The sequence below is a fragment of the Kitasatospora sp. NPDC059827 genome, assembly GCF_042731675.1.
GTDB lineage: Bacteria > Actinomycetota > Actinomycetes > Streptomycetales > Streptomycetaceae > Kitasatospora.
In genome coordinates this window covers 1-19,551 of record NZ_JBHWIV010000106.1, presented here as the reverse complement: position 1 = coordinate 19,551, position 19,551 = coordinate 1, and the positions used below count along the sequence as shown (strand labels likewise).

Below are 19,551 nucleotides of genomic sequence, written 5' to 3'. Positions count from 1 at the left end.
CCCGATGACCGTGCACCACGGCTGGTACCTGCTGGCCTTCCGATCCGAACTGGCCGACGACATCACCCCGTTGGCGATCGGACCGCGCCGCCTGATCGCCGTCCGCGACGGTGGGCGGGTCCGCGTCCTGGACGCCAACTGCCCGCACCGCGGCGCCCACCTGGGCTACGGCGGGCGGCGCGAGGGCGACTGCGTGGTCTGCCCCTTCCACGGCAAGCGGATCGGCCTCGGCGACCCGTCCAAGCACTGGTCCGTCGCCGAGCACCGGGTGCTGGAGTGGGGCGACGCCGTGTTCGTCCGGCTCTCCGACCACCCGGACGGCGACCGCGGCTTCGAGCGGGCGGTCCGGGGCTGGCAGGACGAGTACCCGCTGGTCGCGGCCGTCGCCCTGCCGGTCGCGGTGCCGCCCGAGTACGTCGTGGAGAACGCCTTCGACCCGGACCACTTCAAGGCCGTGCACGGCGTCCCCGGCAACCGGGGGATGGCCACCCGGGCGGGCGAGCACGGCGAGCTCGTCATCGAGGGCGAGTTCCTGATGCAGACCTCGCCCTGGCAGGACGCCCGCACGCTGGAGGAGATCCGCTGGGAGGCGGTGCGCACCGGCCGGGTCCGCTGGGACTTCAAGCCGCGCTTCCACGCCCAGGCGTTCAGCCCCCACGTGGTGGTCACCGAGTTCGGCCCGCCCGAGACCCGGCAGGTCATCGTCACCGGCTCCGTCCCGACCGGGGACGGCGGCTGCGTCGCCCGGGTCGCCATCGGCGTGCGCGAGGACCAGCGGGCGGCGCTGCCGGCCCTGCTCGGCGGCAGCGAGAAGGCACTCGCCGAGGACAAGGTGGTCTGGGAGCACCTGGACCACACCATGACCCCGCGCTACGACGCCCGCGACGAGCCGGTGCTCGCCTTCCGCCGGTTCTGCGCCGACTTCGGAGCCCGACTTGACGACTGACCTGCGCCTCCACCGCCAGGGCGACGGCCCGGCCGTGCTGTGGATCCACGGCTACACCATGGACTCCACCACCTGGCAGCCGCTGTGGGACCGCCTCCCCGGCTTCACCCACATCGGCGTCGACCTGCCCGGCCACGGCGGCTCCGCCCCGCTCCTGCCGGGGCTGACGCTCCCGGCCCTGGCCGGGCAACTGGCCGAGGTGGCGGCGGACACCGGCGCCCGCCGACTGGTCGGCCTGTCCTTCGGCTCCGTCTCGGCCCTCCAACTCGCGATCCAGGAGCCCGGGTCGCTCGACCGCCTGGTCCTCGCCGCCCCCACCCTGGCCGGCACCCCCAACGAGGACTCCGCCCGGGTCCGCTACCAGCAGCTGTCCATGCTCCACCGCATGGTCGGCCCCGGCGACCAGCTCGCCGACCTCTGGATGCAGTCCCCGCCGGACATCTTCACCGGCACCCGGCGCCACCCCGAACTCCGCGCCGCCCTGCGGGAGGTGGTCGCCCGGCACAGCTGGGCCGAACTCGGCAACCGCGCCATGGACGCCCTCACCGCCCACCGGCACACGGTGGACGACCTGCGCCGGATCACCGCCCGCACCCTGGTCGTCCTCGGCGACGAGGACATGCCCGCCTTCACCCGCAACGCCGAGCTGCTGCGCGACACCGTCCCGGACTGCCGGCTGGCGACCCTGGCCGAGACCGGCCACCTCCCGCTGCTCGAACGCCCCGACGCCTGCGCCGAGCTGCTCGCCGCCCACCTCGCCTGAACCCCGGGCCGCCGAGCTCGCGTTCGCGCCGCCACCCCCGGAAAGCCCGAGGAGCGGGAAGTCGGCCCCACCGACTTCCCGCTCCGGTACGTGGGGGCGCTACTCCTGGAGGAACGTCTCGCTGAAGCTGGTGCCGCCGGAGCCGAGGCCACCGGTGGTGGCCTCGTAGCCGGCGTTGGAGCTGGGGTCGAGGGCGACCGGGCCGGCGGAGCCGAGGGACTTGCCGTTGACGGTGGCCGAGGTGAAGTTCAGGGTCCCGAAGTCGGGGTAGGCGCCGGTCGGCGACTCGATGATGACCTCGGCGCTGGTCCGCTGGGCGCTGGTGGACTTGGTGGTGGTGTAGGTCCAGCCCTTGGAGGAGTCGGTCAGCTTGAGGGTGTACCGGCTGCTGCCGGCGTAGGTCACCGAGGCGCTGATGTGGTCGCCGGCCGACACCGGGTACGAGCTGAGGCTCAGGTAGACCGGGGCGGCCGGGTACATCTCGTACCAGGCCTGGTTGACCGGGCTGCCGCTGGAGCAGTCGGTCGCGACGCCGGTCTGCTCCACGCTGGAGGAGCCGTACCCGTCGATGCCGACCCACGGGGCGTAGAGGTCGTTGCTGGAGTTGCAGGTCGCGTCGGGCTCGGTCCAGGAGGCCGCGACCGAGCTGAAACCGCTGCCCTGGGCGGCGTAACCGCCCCAGTTGTAGCCGTTGGTGTTGTACGAGAGGGGGCGGAAGGCCAGCCCCTGGACGGCTGCCGCGGTGCTGGGGGCGGCGGGGGCGGCCAGGGAGGTGGCGGCGGCCGCGAGGGTGACGACGCGGACCAGGAATCTGCGCATGGTGGCTCCTTCGTGAGGGGACGAACAGGAGCGCACACGCCAACGTGGGCCGTGGGGGCGGCCGTTGGCGGGTGGCAGTACAGCTTGAGCTGACTGTCATGACCGGAGCAAGAGGATCAGGGGGAAGGTTGGCCAAGCCATTGCACTGTCGGGTGCACTTCTTGACGATCCGTCCACGCACCCAACGGGCCGCGCCCCGACGGAAGTTGCTCGACGGGGCGCGGTACGAACCGGGGCGGAAGGGGATCAGGTCACCCGGACCGGGCGGACCTCGACCAGGTCGCCGGGGGCGGCCGGCATCCAGCGGGCCCAGGCGATCGCCTCGGCCTCGTCGGCCACGTCGATCACCCAGAGACCGCCGAGGTGTTCGTGGCCCTCGCGGTAGGGGCCGTCCGAGACCGGGGTCTGCGGGCCGCCGGGGTTGCCGCCGGGGACCACGAGGCGGGCGCTGCAACTGCGGCGCAGGCCGCCGCCGTACCGCACCGTCACCCCGGCCTCGTGCAGGGCGCGGCCGAACCGCGCGTGGGCGGCGTCGAGTTCGTCCTGCTCGGCCTCGCTCAGTCCGTTCCAGACCCGCTCGTCGCCGTGAATGAGCAGGGTGTATTCCATCGTTCTCTCTTCTCCGTCCAGCTGTCACATCTGTCGGCTCGCCAGTCGGGCGAACAGCCCGTCCCGGTCGGCCAACAACTCCTCGTACCGGCCCTGCTGCACCACCCGGCCCTGGTCCATCACGATGATCCGGTCGGCCTCGGCGACCGTGGACAGTCGGTGGGCGATCACCACCCGGGTGGCGTTGAGTCTTCGGGTGGATTCGGTGACGAGCCGCTGGGTCGGGTTGTCCAGGGCGCTGGTGGCCTCGTCGAAGAAGACGATGCGGGGCCGGGAGACGAGGGCCCGGGCGATCATCAGGCGCTGCCGCTGGCCGCCGCTGAGCGTGCTGGTGCCCTCGGACAGGACGGTGTTCATGCCCATCGGCATGGCGGCGATGTCCTTGTCGATGCCGGCCATCTCGGCGGCGGCCCAGGCGTCGTCCAGGGTGTGGTTGGTGGAGCCGACGATGTTGGCCTTGATGTCCCCGGCGAGCAGGGCGCCGTTCTGCAGGACCACCCCGCACTGGCGCCGGACCGCGGAGACCTCCAGCTCGCCGAGGTCCTGGCCGTCGTAGAGCACGGTGCCGCTCTCGGGGCGCTCGAAGCCGAGCAGCAGCCGCAGCACGGTGGACTTGCCGCTGCCGGACGGCCCGACCACGGCGACGAACTCGCCGGGCTCGATGGCGAGGGTGACGTCCTGGAGGGCGGCCGGGCCGTCCTCCCCGTAGCGGAAGGTCACGTGGCTGAGGCCGAGGCGCCCGGAGAGGTCGCCCGGGTCGGCCTTGCTGTCGTCGACCTCGGGCTTCTCCTCCAGGATCGGCCGCAGCCGCTCCAGCATCGGCACCACGCCCATGGCGGTGACGGCCGCGGAGGTGAACTGGAGGCTGGAGGCGATCAGCAGGTTGAAGGCGGTGAAGAAGGACAGGAAGACCGGCACCGGGACGTCGCCGTCCAGCGGCCCGGCGATCACGCCGAAGACCACCACCGAACAGACCAGCGGGAAGCCCGCGTTGAAGGTGGTGACGGCGTTCTGCACCCGGCGGGAGGAGGCGGCCAGGCCGCGGCCCTTGCCGAGTTCGGCGGCCCACACCCCGAACACCCGGTCCTCGGCGGCGGTGACCCGCAACTTGGGTACGGCGGTGAGGAGTTGGAAGACCCGGGCGGAGGTGGCCTGCTCGTGGGAGTACAGCCGGCGCTGCCAGCGGACCTCCAGCCGGCCGGCGACCAGGCCGACGGCCACGCCGACCAGCACCAGCAGGGTGGCCAGGCCGGCCAGGCGCAGGTCGTAGAAGTAGACCAGGACGAGGTTGGCGAGGCCGGTCAGCAGCCCGAGGGTCGCCGTGGTCATCATCCCGGAGAGGGTCTCCTGGGCGGCGCTGACGCCGAGCACGGTGGTGCCGAGTTCGCCGGTGGAGTAGTTGGCGAAGAACGGCGCGGGCAGCGAGAGCAGCCTGGTCCAGACGCCGACCTGCATCGCGGCCGTGGAGCGGCTCTCGATCCGCAGCACGGCGATGTTCTGCACGATGGAGAGGGCGGCGACGGCCATCGCGGAGCCGATCACGACCAGCGCGCCCTCGGTGATCAGGTTGCGCTGGGCGTGGGCGACGAAGGTGCCCAGCACCTCGCCGGTCATGATCGGGACGAGCAGCCCGATCAGCGCGACCAGGGCGGCCATCCCGGTGAACATCCACAGGTCCTGGCGGTTGTTGCGCAGGCCGAAGCGGAGCAGGGCGGAGACGGACCGGACGGCGGAGGGCAGCGGCCGGTACAGCACGGTGGCCTTGTTCTGCAGTTCGGCGGCGAGCTTCGGGGTCAGCGGGGTGACGGCGCCGCCCTCGGCGAGCACGTAGCCGGTGCCGAGCGGCAGCAGCGCGACGGGCGCTCCGGCCTTGCGGTAGCCGACCATCGCGCCGAGGTCGTCCCGCCACCAGGTGCCGTCCAGCCGGACGGAGCGGGTGCGCACGTGCGAGGCCAGGGCGATCGCCTGGAGCCGGTCCAGCCGGTGGTGGTGGCCGGTCCCGGCCACCGGGGCGGTGACGCCGAAACCCTCGTGGGCGGCGACCAGCCGGGCCGCGGCCAGGGTGGGCTCGTCGCCGGTGGCGTCGCCGATCCGCAGCCGGGAGGAGGTGTCGCGCAGGATGGTCTCGAAGCCGCGCGCGGAGTCGGCGAGGGTGCCGGCGTCGCGCTCCTGGCGGGTGGCGATCTGTTCCGTCTCGGTGCCGCGGCGGCCCTCGATCCGGCGGTCGACGGTGTCCAGCAGCCGCCCGCAGTGGTCGGCCAGACGCTCCCAGAGGCCGCCCCGGTCGAGCAGTTCGCGCGGGGAGCGGGCCCGTACGGTGGCCGGGCCGGCGGCGACCAGCCAGTCCCGTTCGGTCAGCAGGACCTCGGCGCCCTCGGTGAGTTCGCCGGTCGCGCCCTCGGGCGCCTCGACGCCGCCCTGCTCGACCCGCACCCACTGGAGGCCGTCCACCGAGCGCAGGGCCTGGCCCTTCTTGAGGGCGGTCGGCCCGGCCGGGTCGAGCGGGGTGAACTCGCGCGGCGGCAGGGTGTCGCGCAGCGCGCCGGCCAGCGCGGTGAGGCCGCGGGCGAGGCCGGCCAGGAACTGGTCGGCGGCGAGCCGCGGTCCGTCCTGGTCCCGGCTCCGGTCGGCGGACAGCGCCTCGACCCGGGACGCGGCGAGGAAGGCCGCGTCGGCGCCGAGCACCGGGCGGGCGACGATGCCCCGGCGGGCCCCGTCGGCGGCCGCGCCGGGCACCAGGGTGCCCGCCTCGATCCGGCAGAGGAAGTGCCAACGCCCCTGGGGCGCGCCGGAGTCGAGATGGACGGCGAACAGGTCGACGGCCCCGGAGCGGACCAGCAGCAGCTGCCCGGGGTCGTCCAGCACGAGGTAGCGGTCGGAGCGCGACTCGGCCGCCCCGGTGAGGACGGGCGAGAACGCCTCGGTGGACAGGCTCACAGTTCGTCCTCCTCCTCGCGGCGCGCGGACTCGATCAGCGCCGTGTAGTGCCCGCCGAGCGCCAACAGCTCGTCGTGGGTGCCGCGTTCGACGATGGAGCCCTCGTGCAGCACGATGATCTCGTCGGCGTCGCGGACGGTGGAGAGCCGGTGGGCGATGATCAGGCAGGCGCAGCCGCGGCGGCGCAGGTTGTCCATGATCACCCGCTCGGTCTCCGGGTCGAGCGCGCTGGTCGCCTCGTCGAGCACCAGCAGGGTCGGCTCGCCGGCCAGCGCCCGGGCCAGTTCCAGTCGTTGGCGCTGGCCGCCGCTGAAGTTGCGGCCGCCCTCCAGGACCGGGCTGTGGATGCCGCCGGGGCGGGTCATCACGGTGTCGAAGACGGCGGCGTCGCGCAGCGCGGCGGTGACCGCCTCGTCGGGGACGTCGTCGTTCCAGAGCGTCAGGTTGTCCCGGACGGTGCCCTCGAACAGCGAGATGTCCTGGTCGACGTAGGCCAGCGAGGAGGCCAGTACGGTGCGGGAGATCTCCTCGCGCGGCCGCCCGTCCAGCAGGATCCGGCCGGACCACGGGGCGTACAGGCCGGTGAGCAGCCGGCCCAGGGTGGACTTGCCGCTGCCGGAGCCGCCGACCACGGCGACCCGGCGGCCGGGGACGACGGTCAGGCCGAGGTCCTTGATGATCGGCTCGGAGAGCGGGCTGTAGCCGAAGCGGACGTCCTCGAACTCCAGGGTGCCGTCGAGCTTGGGCCCGGCGGGCGGTTCGGGCCGGGCGAAGGCGGCGGCCACCGGGTAGCGCTCGACGTCGTACAGCCGCTTGATGTCGGCGGTGACGTCCTGGAGCCGGCCGCCCAGGTTGGTGAGCTGGGTGACGGGGCGGCTGAGCGCGGCCAGCAGGGTCTGGAAGGAGACCAGGATGCCGACGCTCATCGCGCCGTCCACCACCCGCTGGCCGCCGACCAGCAGGATCAGCCCGCTGTTGAGCGCGGCGAGCATCGGCGGCACCACGGTGAGCACGGCGCTGGGGATGCCGAGCTTCTGCTTGGCGGTGACGACCTTGGCGAGGAAGCCCGCCCAGCGGCCGAAGGCGTCCTGCTCGGCGCCGGTGGCCTTGACGGTCTCGATCAGCGAGAGGGTGGTGAAGGTTGTCGCGGTGAGGTTGCCGCGGTCGGTGCGCAGCGCGGCCACGGCGTCGGTGCGGGCCCGGGCGACGGCCTGCAGCACGACCACGTTGAGCAGCGCCATGCCGACGCCGACGAGGCCGAGCAGGATGTCGTAGCGGATCAGCACGGCCGCGTAGAACAGCACCAGGCCGAGGTTGATCACGGTGAGCGCGAGGTCGCGGGAGAGGATCTCGGCGACCACGTCGTTGCCGGACACCCGCTTGGCGACCTCGGCGGGGCGGCGCTGGAGGAAGAAGTCGACCGGCAGCCGCAGCAGGTGGCGGAAGAACCGGGCCGAGCTGACCAGCCCCATCCGGATCTCGATCCGCAGCAGGTAGTGCCGCTGGACGGAGGTCAGCACGAAGACGACGACGGCGGTGCCGGTCATGGCGGCCAGCAGCGGTAGGAGGTAGCCGCTCCCGCTGCCGGTCAGGACCCGGTCGATGAACACCCGGGTGTAGGCGGGGATCGCGATGCCGGGCAGCACCAGCAGCAGGCTGGCGAGCAGCACCAGCGGCATGGCGCGCCCGGTCGGGAGCCGGCGTTCGAGCAGGGCGGGGCCGATGCCGCCCTTGTCGCCGCCGGGCTCGAAGTCGGGGCCCTTCTCGAAGGAGAGCACGATGCCGGTGAAGCCGGAGTCGAACTCGTCCCACTCCATCAGCCGGGGGCCGCTGGCCGGGTCGTTGACGGCGACGACGGTGCGGCCGTACCGGGTGCGGATGCCCTCGACGACCATGAAGTGCTGGAAGGCCCAGAAGATGATGACCGGGCCGTCGAGGTCGCGGAGCTTCTCGGCCTCGGTCTGGTAGCCGCGGGCGGTGAGCCCGTAGGTGCGGGCGGCGTTCAGCAGGGTGGAGGCGCGGGCGCCGTCGCGGGAGACCCCGCAGACGCCGCGCAGGTCCTCCAGCGGGACCCAGCGGCCGTGGTAGCCGAGGATCATGGCGAGGCTGGCGGCGCCGCACTCCACCGACTCCATCTGCAGGACGGTGGGGACGGCGTGCCGCCAGCGCCGCGGCGCGGCCGCCCGGGTGGGGCGGCCGCGGCGGCGCTTCGGCTTCTCCGGGTCCGGTGGCGGCACGGGGGCGGAGGCCCGGGTGCTCTCCGGGACGGTGGCGGTCATCGGTGCCTCCTCTCAGCGGCCGAGGATCAGGTTGAACGGGGTCTGCTCGCCGACGTTGATGGTGGCGGTGACGGCGACCTGGGTGCCCAGCGGGTTCGGCGGGCCGCTCTGGGAGGTCCAGGCGAAGCCGCTGGGGGTGTTCGGGTCGGGCGTGAGGTCGACGACGACCAGCCGGGGCGCGTCCTTGCCGAGGTAGCGCTGGGCGGCGAGGTCGCCGCCGACCAGGCCGGAGACGGCCTCCCGGGTGAGCGCGTACGGGCTGACCGAGCTGACGGTGCCGCGCAGCAGGCCGAAGGCGCCGGCCGGGGTGGTGGACACGGTGAGGTCGACCTGGTCGCCGGGCTCCAGCCCGACGGTGCGGGTGGCCGGCACGAAGACCATCGCGACCATCCGCTCCTGCGGGTCGTCGACCCGCTCGACCGAGGCGACCGGCGAGCCGGGGGCGACGACCTGGCCGTCGGTGACCGACAGGCCGACCACCCGCCCGCCGAACGGGCTGGTGATCTCCCGGCTGTGGCCCTCGGTGTCCTCGACCCGCACCACGGACTGGCCCTGCCGGACCTGGTCGGAGGGCTTGGCGAGGACGGTGCGGACCATCCCGCCGTACGGGCTCTGGATCATCGCGGTGCCGTGCGGGTGGGTGAGCAGGCCGGGGGCGTCCACGGTGATCGGGATCGTCCCGGCGAAGGTCCACAGCAGCGCGGCGGCCATGGTGATCATCACGACGAACAGGGCGATCCAGCCCCGCGGCGCGGCGAGCAGCGTCGGCGAGTCGAGCTCGTCCGGCTCGCGCATCCGCTGCAGCGCCTTGAAACGGAACTTCATCTTCTGGCTTCTCTCCGTGGGACGCCCACGTCCTGGCGCAGCGTCGGCGGCCGGCTGCCGATCACCAGCTCACCGACGGTGCCCTCGGTGAAGTAGTCGAGGCCGCTGGCCGCGGCGAAGTCGGCCGCGTCGCCGCCGCCGAGGCCGCAGACCGCGAGGTCCATCGCGGTGCCGACCAGGTAGAGGGTCTGGTAGAGCGCGCCGACGTGCTTGAGGACCAGCGGGTAGGCGACCGTCTCGTACTTCCACATCACCCGGCCGAACCGCGCGGTGACCAGCAGCACCACCTGCGGGTCGGTCTGCATCAGGCAGGACTCGCGGGCGCTCTTCACCAGTTGGGCGGTGGCCGGGCTCGGCGCGCTGACCAGCTCCAGCTCGTGCCGGTCCGTCGCGTAGTGCCACAGCCCGGGCTCCAGGCCCGCGCAGGAGGTCACCAGCGGGTACAGCTCCAGCTCGTGCACCGCGCCGCCGCTCGGGTACGGCCGGTCGGCCAGCTCCTGGCCGTCCCCGCCGGTGAAGGTCTGGCGCCGGCGGGCGCTGCGGTAGAGCAGCCCGCCGAGCTGCTCCAGGGTGATCGGCGCCTGCTCGTCGTGGTCGCGCACCGAGCGGCGCTGCTCCAGCACCTCGGTGAACGGCCGGTCGGTGCGGGTGAGTTCGTCCAGGTCGGGGACGGGCAGGGCGACCTTCTCGCCCGCGAACGGCGCGGGCGAGGCGGGCTCGGGGGCGAAGCGGTCGCCGAAGCGGTAGGTGCCGCCGTAGCCGGCCACGCTGGTGGGCCGCCGGGTGCGGGAGTGGAAGGCCAGGTCGGCGGCGGTCCACTGGGCGAACCGCTGCTCCTCGGCCTCGGGCTCGGCGCCGGGGGCGCCGTAGGCCAGCAGCCCGGCGGCGGCGAACAGCCGCAGGGTCTGCCGGACGGCGTCCAGCGGCAGGGCGCCGGGGAGTTGGGCGAGTGCGGCGGGGCTGGTCCAGCCGGCCAGGGCGGCCAGCAGCCCGGCCGCCCTGGTGGTCAGCTGGACGGCCAGCGGGCTGCCCGGGGAGCGCACCAGCAGGGCGCCGTCCTCGACCGCGGCGGTGGCGAAGCGGGACAGCTTCACCTGCCCGGTCGGGTCCGGGGTGGGGCCGGGCTCGGCGGCGCCCCGGCCGACCGGGCGCAGCCGGGCCAGCGGCTCCTCGGTGCCGGTGGCGCCGTCCGGGCCGTCGAGGGCCAGGTGCACGGAGTGCTCCAGCATCCCGGCCGTGCCGAGCCGGCGGCGGGCCAGCTGCCAGCGCAGCAGCCCGGTGTCGCCGTCCCGGGCCGCGACCAGGGCGGCCAGCTCCTCCTCGGTGTGCTCCCCGGCGGCCAGCGCGGCCACCGCCTCCCGGGCGCCGGGCGCCAGGTCGGGCAGGTCGAGCGCGCCGACCGGCGCGGTCAGCCGGACGGCCCTCGGGCCGAGCGGGGCGAACGCGCCGTCGGGGCGCAGCCGCAGCCGGCGCACCGTACGGGCGGCGGCGGGCAGGTGGATCCGGTCAAGGGCGGTGGTCATCGCGTCGGTACCCGGCCGTTCCTAGAAGAAGACGTTCTTCGGGTTGAGCTGCTCCTCGGTCTGCGGAGCGGCCAGTCGGCCCTGGCGGACCGGCACGTCGTAGAGCCGGCCGGGGGCCAGGCGGCGCCAGAAGTGGCGCATGCCGGGGGCGATCACCTTGACCACGGCGAGGTCGAGGTCGGGGCGGCTCTGGTCGAGCACGATCACCTCGACACCGGCCCGGCGGGCGCGGTCGACGCAGTCCCGGACGTGTCCGGCGAGGTCGTCACCGTCGAGCGGGGCGAAGTCGGCCAGGGTGGTGGCGGCGAGTTCGCGGCCCGGCAGCAGCCAGGGCTCGTCCGCGACGGTGGCCGTCCGGCACCACTCCAGGGTCTCCAGGTCGTCGGTGCGGTAGAGGGTGTCGCCGTTCTCGTCCCGCCGGTCGATGAACGGGAGGAACTGGTTGACCTCGGTGAGCGCGCGGATCGCGGCGATCCGCGGGTCCGGGTGGGCGCCGAAGCCGACCATGATGTCCTCGACCTCGTGCACGCGCCGGGAGATCGCGGCGAACACCGGCACGCCGAGGTCGGAGGTGAGGTCGAGCACCCACAGCTCGCGGTCCACCGAGGCGTAGAAGGCGCGCATGGTGTCCACGTACGGGTCGTTCAGCGAGTCGAGGTCGAACTCGGGCTGGGCGGTGCGGTTGTACCACCACAGGGCGACCGCGTCGCGCTCGACGACCTCGCAGAAGCCCTGGAGGATCGCCTCCTCCAGGGTGTTGCCGCTGGCGCAGCCGTTGGAGTCGCCGACGCAGTAGAAGTGCTGCTGGAGGTCGGGGTGGCCGTACCAGGCGTAGCCGGAGGGGACGAGCCGCTCCTCGTCGTGGGTGAGCGACCAGGCGCGGGTCCAGTCCAGTTCGGCGTCGACCGGGAACGGGTCGGGCACCAGGTGCAGCCGGTGCTTGGGGTCGGCGTTCCACTCGGCGCGGTTCGCGAACTGGGCGTCGGAGAACTGGAGCAGGGCGTCCATGTGGACGGCGACGGCCGGGTCGAGGTCGCGGTAGGCGGCGCGCACCACCGGCTCCTCGCCGCGCCAGACCGCCGAGTAGCGCTCGATCGCCTCGCAGATCGCGCTGACCTTGGCCTGGATCTCGGAGCGGCCCTTGCCGCCGCTCTGGCCGCGCATGTTGCGGCGCAGCAGGTCCATGTTGTCGTTCACCATGGCGAAGTTGTGGCCGGCGGTGAAGCTGTAGGTGATGCCGTTGCCGGTGTCGTCGTGCGCGCCGAGCCGGGTGATCGCGCCCAGGTGCGGGCTGATGTGGTGCTTGAGCCGGTCGTAGGTGAACTGCGGGGCCTGGACGCGGTAGCCGCCGTCGGTGGTGTGCCGGGCCGGGCTCGGCTGCAGGACGACCTTGGGGCTGCGCTCGGTGAGCAGTGCCGGGTCGCCGCAGTCGGGGCACTGGGGCTGGCGGACCAGGGTGTGCTCGGTGGTCTGCAGGGTGTTGAGGTCGAGGCTGACCATGGTGCCGGAGAGGGCGGAGCAGCACTCGTCGGCGAGGATGCGCGCGGTCTCGGTGGCGAGCAGCTGGGCGGTCATCGCCGGGCCGGCCGGGATGGCGGCGCGGGTGGGGTGCAGCGGCACGGTCTCGCCGCGCTTGCCGGCCAGGTAGCGCTCGACCTGGCGGTTGCCGCTGATCCGCTGGGCGAGGCAGCTCCAGCAGCCGGTCTCGTCGGGGCGCAGCAGCGGGCCGAGCCAGGGGGAGGTGCCGGTGGGCTTGGCGAGCAGCCAGGGGCGCCGGTCGGCCAGCCGGGCGGTGTTCAGCCGCTCCAGGGCGGGGGCGAGGTAGTCGTCGGTGAGGGCGACGACCATGGTGTCCGGGCCGCCCGTGACGGCCTGGTCCTCGGTGACGGCGCGGGCGCGCAGGCCGGTGGCGGTGAGCGCCTCGACCAGCGGGGCGGCCTCGGCGGCGCCGAGGGCGAGCACCAGCAGCTCGGTGGCCCGGGCGGCCTCCAGGGCGACGGCCGGGTCGACGCCCTGGGCGTCCCAGTAGGCGAGGACGTGGTCCGGCAGTTCGGGCCGGCCCTCGGCGAGGTGCCCGGCGGCCTCGTAGCGGCGCAGTGCGGTCAGCGCCTGGCCGAGCGGGACCTCGGTGCCCAGCGCCTGGAGGATCTCGGCGACGGTGCGCCGTCCGTCCAGGTAGGGCAGGAGGCGCACCGCGGCGGCCCCCGGGACGAGGTAGTCCTGCCCCTCTCCGAGCAGGAAGACCTTTTCTCCCACCGTCTCGGTGAGGAAATGGGCCTTGAGCCGCGGTCGCTCCATCAGTCATCCCCCTGTGTTCACAAGTTCGTCGTGAGTATTCGAGCACGGCGGCAATTGGGCTGTACATACTGCATATCCGTCGGCGCCGTCGAGTTACGCATCGCGTGGAATTGCGTATTCCGTTCGGCCGGTACGTATCCCGGTACGTATTCGCCCGGAACGTTGACAGGGGGGCGCGGCGGGCGATACTGGTGTGTCCGCACGCGGGTACGACGGGGGGTTGCGGTGCCGACTGGAGTTTTGCTGCACCGGGAAACGGAGCTGGCGGAGCTGGCGCGCGCGGTGGCCGGGGCGGCCGCCGGCCGCTCCGCGGTCGTGCTGGTCAGGGGCGCGCGCGGGGCCGGGAAGAGTGCGCTGCTGCGGGCCGCGCTGGCCCGGCTGCCGGAGGGCGCGGTGGTGCTGCGGGCCCGATGTCACGACAACGAGCGGGACTTTCCGTACGGGGTGGTGCGCCAGCTCTTCGACCCCTTCATGCGCATGACAACAGGCGCGGTGCCAAGTCCGCAGTTCCTGGGCGAATCACCCGGGGAATTCCCCGGGGCGGCCCTCGCCGGAGATCTGCCGGACGCTCTCGGAAGAGCCCTCCCGGCGGGTTCCGAAAACGCCGGCAACGGGCGCGAAAGGGTGCTGAACGACCTTTTCCACGCGGCCCGCTCGCTCACCGCCCGGACCCCCGTCGTGATGGCCGTGGACGACCTCCACCTGGCCGACGAGGAGTCCCGCCAGTGGTTCTCCTACCTCGCCCGCCGGCTCGACGGCCTGCCCGTCGCCCTGCTCGCCAGCACCGCCGACGAGGCCGCCGACCCGCTCGCCGCCGAACTCGCCGCCCTGCGCCACGCCCGCACCCTCACCCCCGGCCCGCTCTGCGACAGCTGCGTGGCCGAGCGGGTCGCCGAGGAGTTCGACGCCCCGGTCGACCCGGAACTCGCCGCCGTCTGCCACGACCTCTCCCGCGGCAACCCGCTGGTGGTCGAGGAACTCACCGCCCGGCTGGCCGCCGCCCGGATCAACCCCGGCTCGCCCGACCTCGACAAGGTCCGCCGGATCGGCGCCGGCACCCTCGCCGACACCACCCTCAGCTGGCTGCGGCAGAGCCACCCCCGGGCCGCCGAACTGCTCACCGGCCTCGCCGTCCTGGGCACCGGGGCCGACCTCGCCACCGCCGCCCTGCTGACCGGCCAGGGCGAACTCCTCGCCGACGAGGCCCGGGAGGCGCTGCACCGCACCGACCTGATCGAACCCGGCCCGCCGGAGACCTTCCGGCACGAGCTGGTCCGCACCGCCGTGCTGGCCCGCACCGACCCGCGCGTCCTGGTCGCCCTGCACGAGCGGGCCGCCGCCCTGCTCGCCCGGCTCGGCGCCCCCGCCGCCCGCACCGCCGAACACCTGATGTCCTCCGGCACCACCGGGCTGGACTGGGCCGTCCCCGTCCTGCGCACCGCCGCCCGGGACGCCGCCGCCGACGGCCACTGGGACGACGCCGCCCGCTACCTCCAGCGCGCCCTCGCCGACGCCGCCGACCCGGAGCTGGTCCGCTCGCTCACCGGGCAGCTCGGCACCGTCGAACTCCACCGCGACGTGGCCGCCGCCGCCCGCTGCGCCGCCGGCCTCGCCGCCGCCCCCGACCCGGCCGAACGGGCCCGGCTGCTCCGGCCGTTCGCCGGGCCGGTGCTCGCCCTCAGCGCGGCCGGCGCCGCCGCCGTCCCGTTCGCCGAGGCCGCCGCGGCGCTCGCCGCCACCCCCGGCCCCCCGGCCGAACTGCTGCTGCCGCTCGCCGCCCAGGCCGCCCTCACCGGCCGGCGCACCGCGCTGCGGCCAGCCCTGGCCGCGCTGCGCGCCGAGCCGGCCGAGCCCGCCGGCACCGCCCTGCTCGGGGCGCTGGCCGCGCTGGCCGCCGCCGGGGGCCAGCCCCGTACGGCGGTGCGGCTGGCCGGGCGCTGCGTGCGCCGGGTCTCGCCCGCCGAGGCCGGTACGGAGGTGCTGGGCGCGGCGATGGCCTACGCCTGGACGGGGCGCCTGGACGAGGCGGCCGCCTGGGCCGGCCGGGCGGTCCGCTCCGCCCAGCGCTGGAACCACCGCGGCGAACTGGCCCTCGCCCTGCTGGCCCGCTCCGACATCGCCCACCGGCAGGGCCGGCCGGACGCCGCGCTCGCCGACGCCGAGCAGGCCGCCGACCTGGCCCGGCGGATCCGGGCCGAGGACCTCGCGGGCGCCGCGCTGGCGCTGGCCGTCCGGGCCCGGCTGCGCCGCGGCCTGCCGGTGGACGCCGCCGCGCTGGCCGGGGTCGAACTGCCCGCCGAGGCGCACCCGTTGCTGCGCGCGGTGCTGCTGGAGGCCCGCGGCCTGGTCGCCGCGCACCGCGGCGACCACCAGCAGGCGCTGCGGCTCTTCCTGGAGTGCGGGCACCAGCTGGCCGCCCGCGGCGTGGCCGACCCGGCCTGCGTGCCGTGGCGCGCCCACGCGGCCCAGGCCTACCAGGCGCTCGGCGAGCACGCCGCCGCCCGGACCATCGCGGCCGACCCGCTGCCCGGCGGCGACGCCCGGCCGCGCCCGGCCGAGGAGCGCGGCGGCCCGGCGATCGGCACCCGGGACGCCGGTCCGGTCCGGCTGACCCCGAGCGAACGCCGGGTCACCGAGCTGGTGCTGCAGGGCCTGAGCAACCTGGAGGTCGCCGAGCGGCTCTGCCTCAGCAAGCGCACGGTGGACACCCACCTGGGCCGGATCTACCGCAAGCTGGCGATCAAGGGCCGGCCCGAACTGGGCGCCGCGGTCAAGGCGTTGTGACCGGGGCCGCGGGCCGGGCGGGCCGTCCGACGCGCCCGGCCGGCTCAGCCCGCCGCCACCAGCCCGAACTCCGCGCCCCACGGGTCCCGCAGGACCGGCGGCTCGTCCGAGCCCGGCCGCACCAGCCGGGCGCCCAGCCGGACCGCCCGGTGGACGGCGTCCGCCGGGTCGGCCGCGCCGAAGTGCGGCAGCCAGCACGGACGGCCCTGGTCGCTCTCCACCACGCGGGCGTGGGCGAAGCCGTCCAGGGTGAACTCCCCCTCCGCGCCGAGCCGGTAGCCGAACAGCGGCCCGTAGAAGGCCTCGGCCTGGGTGGCGGACGGCACCCGCAGCTCGTGGCCGCAGATCGCGCCCGGCTCGTCGGCGAGCACCACGCCCTCGGCCCGGGCGCCCTCCCAGAAGCCGACCGTGACCCCGGAGGAGTCGACGGCGAGCAGCAGCCGGCCGTTCTCCCCGGCGGGCACCGGGGGCATCACCACGCGTCCGCCCAGCCGGCCGACCTGGACGCAGCAGTGCTCCGCGTCCTTGGTCGCCAGGTAGACGTTCCACGCGGCCTGCGGCGGCAGCCCGACCGGTGCGGCGCCGAAGCCGCCGATGACCTCCCCGCCCAGCACGGCCAGTTGGTAGTCCGGCGACTCGGTGACGAACTCCCAGCCGAGCAGCGCCGAGTAGAACTCCCGGCTGCCGCTCAGATCGGGAGTGATGCAGTCAGCCCAGCACGGTGCGCCGATGGCATAGCTGGTACGTCGAGGCACGAGTCGTCCTTCTCCTTGGTCATGGCGTGATCGATCAGTCCGGCGGCCTCCTCCGCCCCGCTCACGCCGGGCAGGTGCAGGCAGTGGGTCGGTGCGTCGGCGAGCAGTCCCGAGGACCCGGCCGGCCAGGTCCTGGTGGTGAACTCCCATGGTGCCAGCCGTACTTCCTCGTCGTCGCTGCGGCACAGCCGGACCAGCGCCGGCGGGGCCAGCCGGGCCCGGACCGGGACGACCGGGCCGAGGCTCTCCGGCCGCACCAGCAGGACCTCGCCGCCGACCGGCGAGGTGACGGTGCGCCAGGTGCCGTCCGGCAGTCCGGCGCCGCGCAGCCAGGCCGCGGCCGGCCCGCGCGCCTCCAGCGGCGCGAGGTAGGGCAGGACGTGCCCGGTGCGGCGGTCCAGCACCAGCAGTCGTCCGGAGACGAACTCCCAGGAGCGCTGCGCCAGCGCGGCGCCCACGTTGGCCTGCTCCGAGTACGGTCCGCCGAGCAGCGCCACGGTGGCGCCGCCCTTGGCCAGCACCACGGCGGGGGCCAGGCAGAACCGGTCCTGGAGGGCCGCGAACGGCGGCACCGCGCCCGGGACGTTGCCCCAGCCCCGGAAGGTGCGGCGCAGCAATGGCGTTCCGTCACTGCGGCGCACCAGGAAATCGCCGGGCGCGTCCTTCCCCGGGGGGCGGGAGAATTCCACCCGCAGTTGGTCGGGGTCCCGGGAAATCCCGGTGAGGTGCGGCCCGAAATGGAACGATATCTCGTCGCGGTCGGCCTGGACGAGGGCGATCTCCGAGCCGAAGAAGTCCAGCACGATCGGTTCGATAACCGGCACTGTCGCTCCTGGCGGATTGTTGCACTTTCAATTTATGCGGCGGTCCGGAGTTCCGCCGACGGGCCTTCCCCGCCGTCCGGCCGGACTGCTCGTCGGCCGGTGGTGGCGGGGGCGGCGTCAGGTGCCCTGGCCTGCGGAAGCGGCCGTCAGTTCCAGTGCCAGTCGGCCGGGGTCGCGGCCCCCTGGAGCATCTCCGACCGGGACGCGCGGAGGTGGGTGGTGAGGTCGTTCGTGAACTGCTGCACCGAGGCCGTGGCCGGGCCGACGGCCGGTGCGGAGCCCGGCGTGGCGTACGCGGCACCGGCCAGGACACCACCGGCGAAGGCGGCGGCGACGGCGGAGACGGCGGCGGTACAGGCGAGCTTGCGGTAGGAAAGCAGCATGAGGGTCCCCCAGGACGACGTGCGGTGCGGAAGCGGGTGCCGGCCAATTCACCGACCTGATCGGTCGGCCGTCGGTGATGACGGTCCGTAATCATCGGCGGGCCCGGTCGGGGAGCTCGCGGCTTCCCGACAACCGAAAGTCTGGAGGATGCCGAGGGCCGCCGGAAGGTGTTCGGGGCGGCAGGAAGATCGCGGTGGCACCTTGGTGCCATTGCCTTCTCATTACCCTTATCCCGGCCGGTCGATCCGGAGCCCCGAAAGAAACGCTTCCGCAGTTGTCCTGACCTGCTCGTCCTGGCATGATCGGGCAGCGGACTTGTCCGGCCGAGCGCCGGAAAACCGGTACCGGCTGCGGGGGAGTGGTGCGCCGATGACGCGGGGGATCGACGATGCCGCGCAGGCGGTCTATCGACTGATGCTGACGGATCCTCAGCTGGATGTCGAGGGGTTGGCCGACAAACTCGGCCTCGGCGGGGCGCAGGTCCGCGCCGCGCTCGACCAGCTCGCCGACCTGCGCCTGCTCCGCCCCTCCGAGGCCGAGGCCCCGGGCACGCCCTCCGGCGGCCTGCGGCCGGTCGACCCCCGGGTCGGACTGCCGGCCCTGCTGCGGTACTACGAATCCGTCCAGCAGCGCGCCCAGCTGGAGTTCGAGCGGCGCCAGGCCGAGATCTCCGGCATGCTCGCCCAGTTCCGCGACGAGTCGGCCGAGGACAGCCAGCTGGAGCGACTGCTCGGCATGGCCACCGTGGCGGCGCGGATGGAGGAGCTGGTCAGCTCGGTCCAGGACGAACTGCTCACCTTCGCCCCCGGCCGCGCCCGGCCCGCCGCCTCCCTCCAGGCCAGCCGGCCCGACAACGAGGAGCTGCTGGCCCGCGGGGTGTCGATGCGCACCGTCTACCTGGACGCGGTGCGCAAGGACCGGGCCACCGTCCTGCACGCCGAGTGGCTCACCGGCCTCGGCTGCGAGGTGCGCACCGTGCCCGCGCTGCCGCTGCGGATGCTGGTCATCGACCGGCGGGTCGCCCTCGTCCCGATCGACCCCGCCAACACCCTCAAGGGCGCCGTCCAGATCTCGTCACCCGGCGTGCTCACCGCCCTGGTCTCGCTCTTCGACCAGACCTGGTCCGACGCCACCCCCTTCGGCGCCCCGCGCGAGCGCGACGAGGAGGGCCTCACCCGCCAGGAGCAGGAACTGCTGCGCCTGCTCGGCCAGGGCTACACCGACGAGGCGGCCGGCAAGCACCTCGGCATCTCGCTGCGCACCACCCGCCGGATGATGGCCGACCTGATGGACCGGCTCGGCGCCCGCAGCCGCTTCGAGGCCGGCCTGCTCGCCGGCCGTCGCGGCTGGCTCTGAGCCCGCCCCCGCTCCGCCCCGGCCCCGCTCCTGTCCCGTCCCGGCCCCCTCCCGGGTCGACATCGCGGTCCGCCCGAATCGGCCCTTTTCAGATGTTCTGTGACGGGATCGTCCCGTGGCCACCGGGGTGGTTGGTGCACCGGGGGTCGGTGATCACCTTCGGTCTCCATATGATCGGAAGCCACGATGGTCGGACTGTACCGACCTTCGTACGTACAACCAGGGAGCGGTTCGGGTCGTCTCCCTGAGTGCGGTGCGCCAGATCGTCCGGGGCGTCGCTTCCGTCGGTGAAAGGTACGCGCATGGCAGGTCGCAGGGGCGAGAGCCCGGCTCAGGGCGAGGACGCGCCCGGGGCACTCCCCGAGGACGGTGCGGCGGGCGGCGTGCCCGGGCCGCGCTCCGGCGGCCGGGCCGAGGCCCGCCGCGCCGCCCAGGGCAAGGGCTGTCTC

At 74.3% G+C, this 19,551-nt stretch carries 14 protein-coding genes; 4 read left to right on the top strand and 10 right to left on the bottom strand.

The features are described from left to right. The first annotated feature begins 4 nt into the window (after positions 1-4). Positions 5-946: a Rieske 2Fe-2S domain-containing protein gene (locus ACFV8H_RS37055; protein ID WP_380408587.1), complete on the top strand. Its 942-nt coding sequence runs from the start codon at positions 5-7 to the stop codon at positions 944-946. Next, a complete protein-coding gene (locus ACFV8H_RS37050; protein WP_380408585.1) occupies positions 936-1,709 on the top strand; it encodes an alpha/beta fold hydrolase in 774 nt (257 codons plus the stop codon). The genes ACFV8H_RS37055 and ACFV8H_RS37050 overlap by 11 nt, the downstream gene beginning before the upstream one ends. Positions 1,710-1,808: 99 nt before the next feature. Here the strand turns inward: ACFV8H_RS37050 and ACFV8H_RS37045 are convergent, their stop codons facing one another. The 7 genes from ACFV8H_RS37045 to ACFV8H_RS37015 form a co-directional block, all read right to left on the bottom strand. Further along, positions 1,809-2,528: a G1 family glutamic endopeptidase gene (locus ACFV8H_RS37045; protein ID WP_380408583.1), complete on the bottom strand. Its 720-nt coding sequence runs from the start codon at positions 2,526-2,528 to the stop codon at positions 1,809-1,811. 246 nt (positions 2,529-2,774) lie between these two features. Further along, the gene (locus ACFV8H_RS37040; protein ID WP_380408581.1) at positions 2,775-3,137 is read right to left on the bottom strand and encodes a YciI family protein; all 363 of its coding nucleotides are present in this window, start codon (positions 3,135-3,137) and stop codon (positions 2,775-2,777) included. Positions 3,138-3,161: 24 nt separating this feature from the next. Next, complete coding sequence (locus tag ACFV8H_RS37035; RefSeq protein ID WP_380408580.1) at positions 3,162-6,074, bottom strand: NHLP bacteriocin export ABC transporter permease/ATPase subunit; 2,913 nt, start codon at positions 6,072-6,074, stop codon at positions 3,162-3,164. After that, a complete protein-coding gene (locus tag ACFV8H_RS37030) occupies positions 6,071-8,353 on the bottom strand; it encodes an NHLP family bacteriocin export ABC transporter peptidase/permease/ATPase subunit (protein WP_380408578.1) in 2,283 nt (760 codons plus the stop codon). The genes ACFV8H_RS37035 and ACFV8H_RS37030 overlap by 4 nt, the downstream gene beginning before the upstream one ends. Before the next feature lie 12 nt (positions 8,354-8,365). Then, entirely contained in the window at positions 8,366-9,178 is an 813-nt protein-coding gene (locus tag ACFV8H_RS37025) for an HlyD family efflux transporter periplasmic adaptor subunit (RefSeq protein WP_380408576.1), read from the bottom strand. After that, on the bottom strand, positions 9,175-10,701 hold the full coding sequence (locus tag ACFV8H_RS37020; RefSeq protein ID WP_380408574.1) for a SagB family peptide dehydrogenase: 1,527 nt from the start codon (positions 10,699-10,701) through the stop codon (positions 9,175-9,177). Before ACFV8H_RS37020 ends, ACFV8H_RS37025 begins: the two co-directional genes overlap by 4 nt. Before the next feature lie 21 nt (positions 10,702-10,722). Then, positions 10,723-12,999: a TOMM precursor leader peptide-binding protein gene (locus ACFV8H_RS37015; protein ID WP_380408572.1), complete on the bottom strand. Its 2,277-nt coding sequence runs from the start codon at positions 12,997-12,999 to the stop codon at positions 10,723-10,725. A 225-nt stretch (positions 13,000-13,224) separates the two neighbouring features. On the opposite strand from ACFV8H_RS37015, the gene ACFV8H_RS37010 reads away from it, so the two are divergent. Then, positions 13,225-15,783 carry an AAA family ATPase gene (locus ACFV8H_RS37010; RefSeq protein ID WP_380408570.1) on the top strand — a complete coding sequence of 853 codons (2,559 nt, stop codon included), beginning with the start codon at positions 13,225-13,227 and terminating at the stop codon, positions 15,781-15,783. 44 nt (positions 15,784-15,827) lie between these two features. Here ACFV8H_RS37010 and ACFV8H_RS37005 read toward each other — a convergent pair whose 3' ends face one another. The 3 genes from ACFV8H_RS37005 to ACFV8H_RS36995 form a co-directional block, all read right to left on the bottom strand. Then, a complete protein-coding gene (locus ACFV8H_RS37005; RefSeq protein ID WP_380408568.1) occupies positions 15,828-16,538 on the bottom strand; it encodes a VOC family protein in 711 nt (236 codons plus the stop codon). After that, positions 16,472-17,362 (bottom strand): hypothetical protein, encoded by an 891-nt coding sequence (locus ACFV8H_RS37000; protein ID WP_380408566.1) that lies wholly within the window; start codon positions 17,360-17,362, stop codon positions 16,472-16,474. The genes ACFV8H_RS37005 and ACFV8H_RS37000 overlap by 67 nt, the downstream gene beginning before the upstream one ends. 146 nt (positions 17,363-17,508) lie before the next feature. Beyond that, positions 17,509-17,745 carry a hypothetical protein gene (locus ACFV8H_RS36995; protein ID WP_380408564.1) on the bottom strand — a complete coding sequence of 79 codons (237 nt, stop codon included), beginning with the start codon at positions 17,743-17,745 and terminating at the stop codon, positions 17,509-17,511. A 370-nt stretch (positions 17,746-18,115) separates the two neighbouring features. Here ACFV8H_RS36995 and ACFV8H_RS36990 point away from each other — a divergent pair, with 370 nt between their 5' ends. Then, entirely contained in the window at positions 18,116-19,102 is a 987-nt protein-coding gene (locus ACFV8H_RS36990; RefSeq protein ID WP_380408562.1) for a LuxR C-terminal-related transcriptional regulator, read from the top strand. The last annotated feature ends 449 nt before the right edge of the window (positions 19,103-19,551 follow it).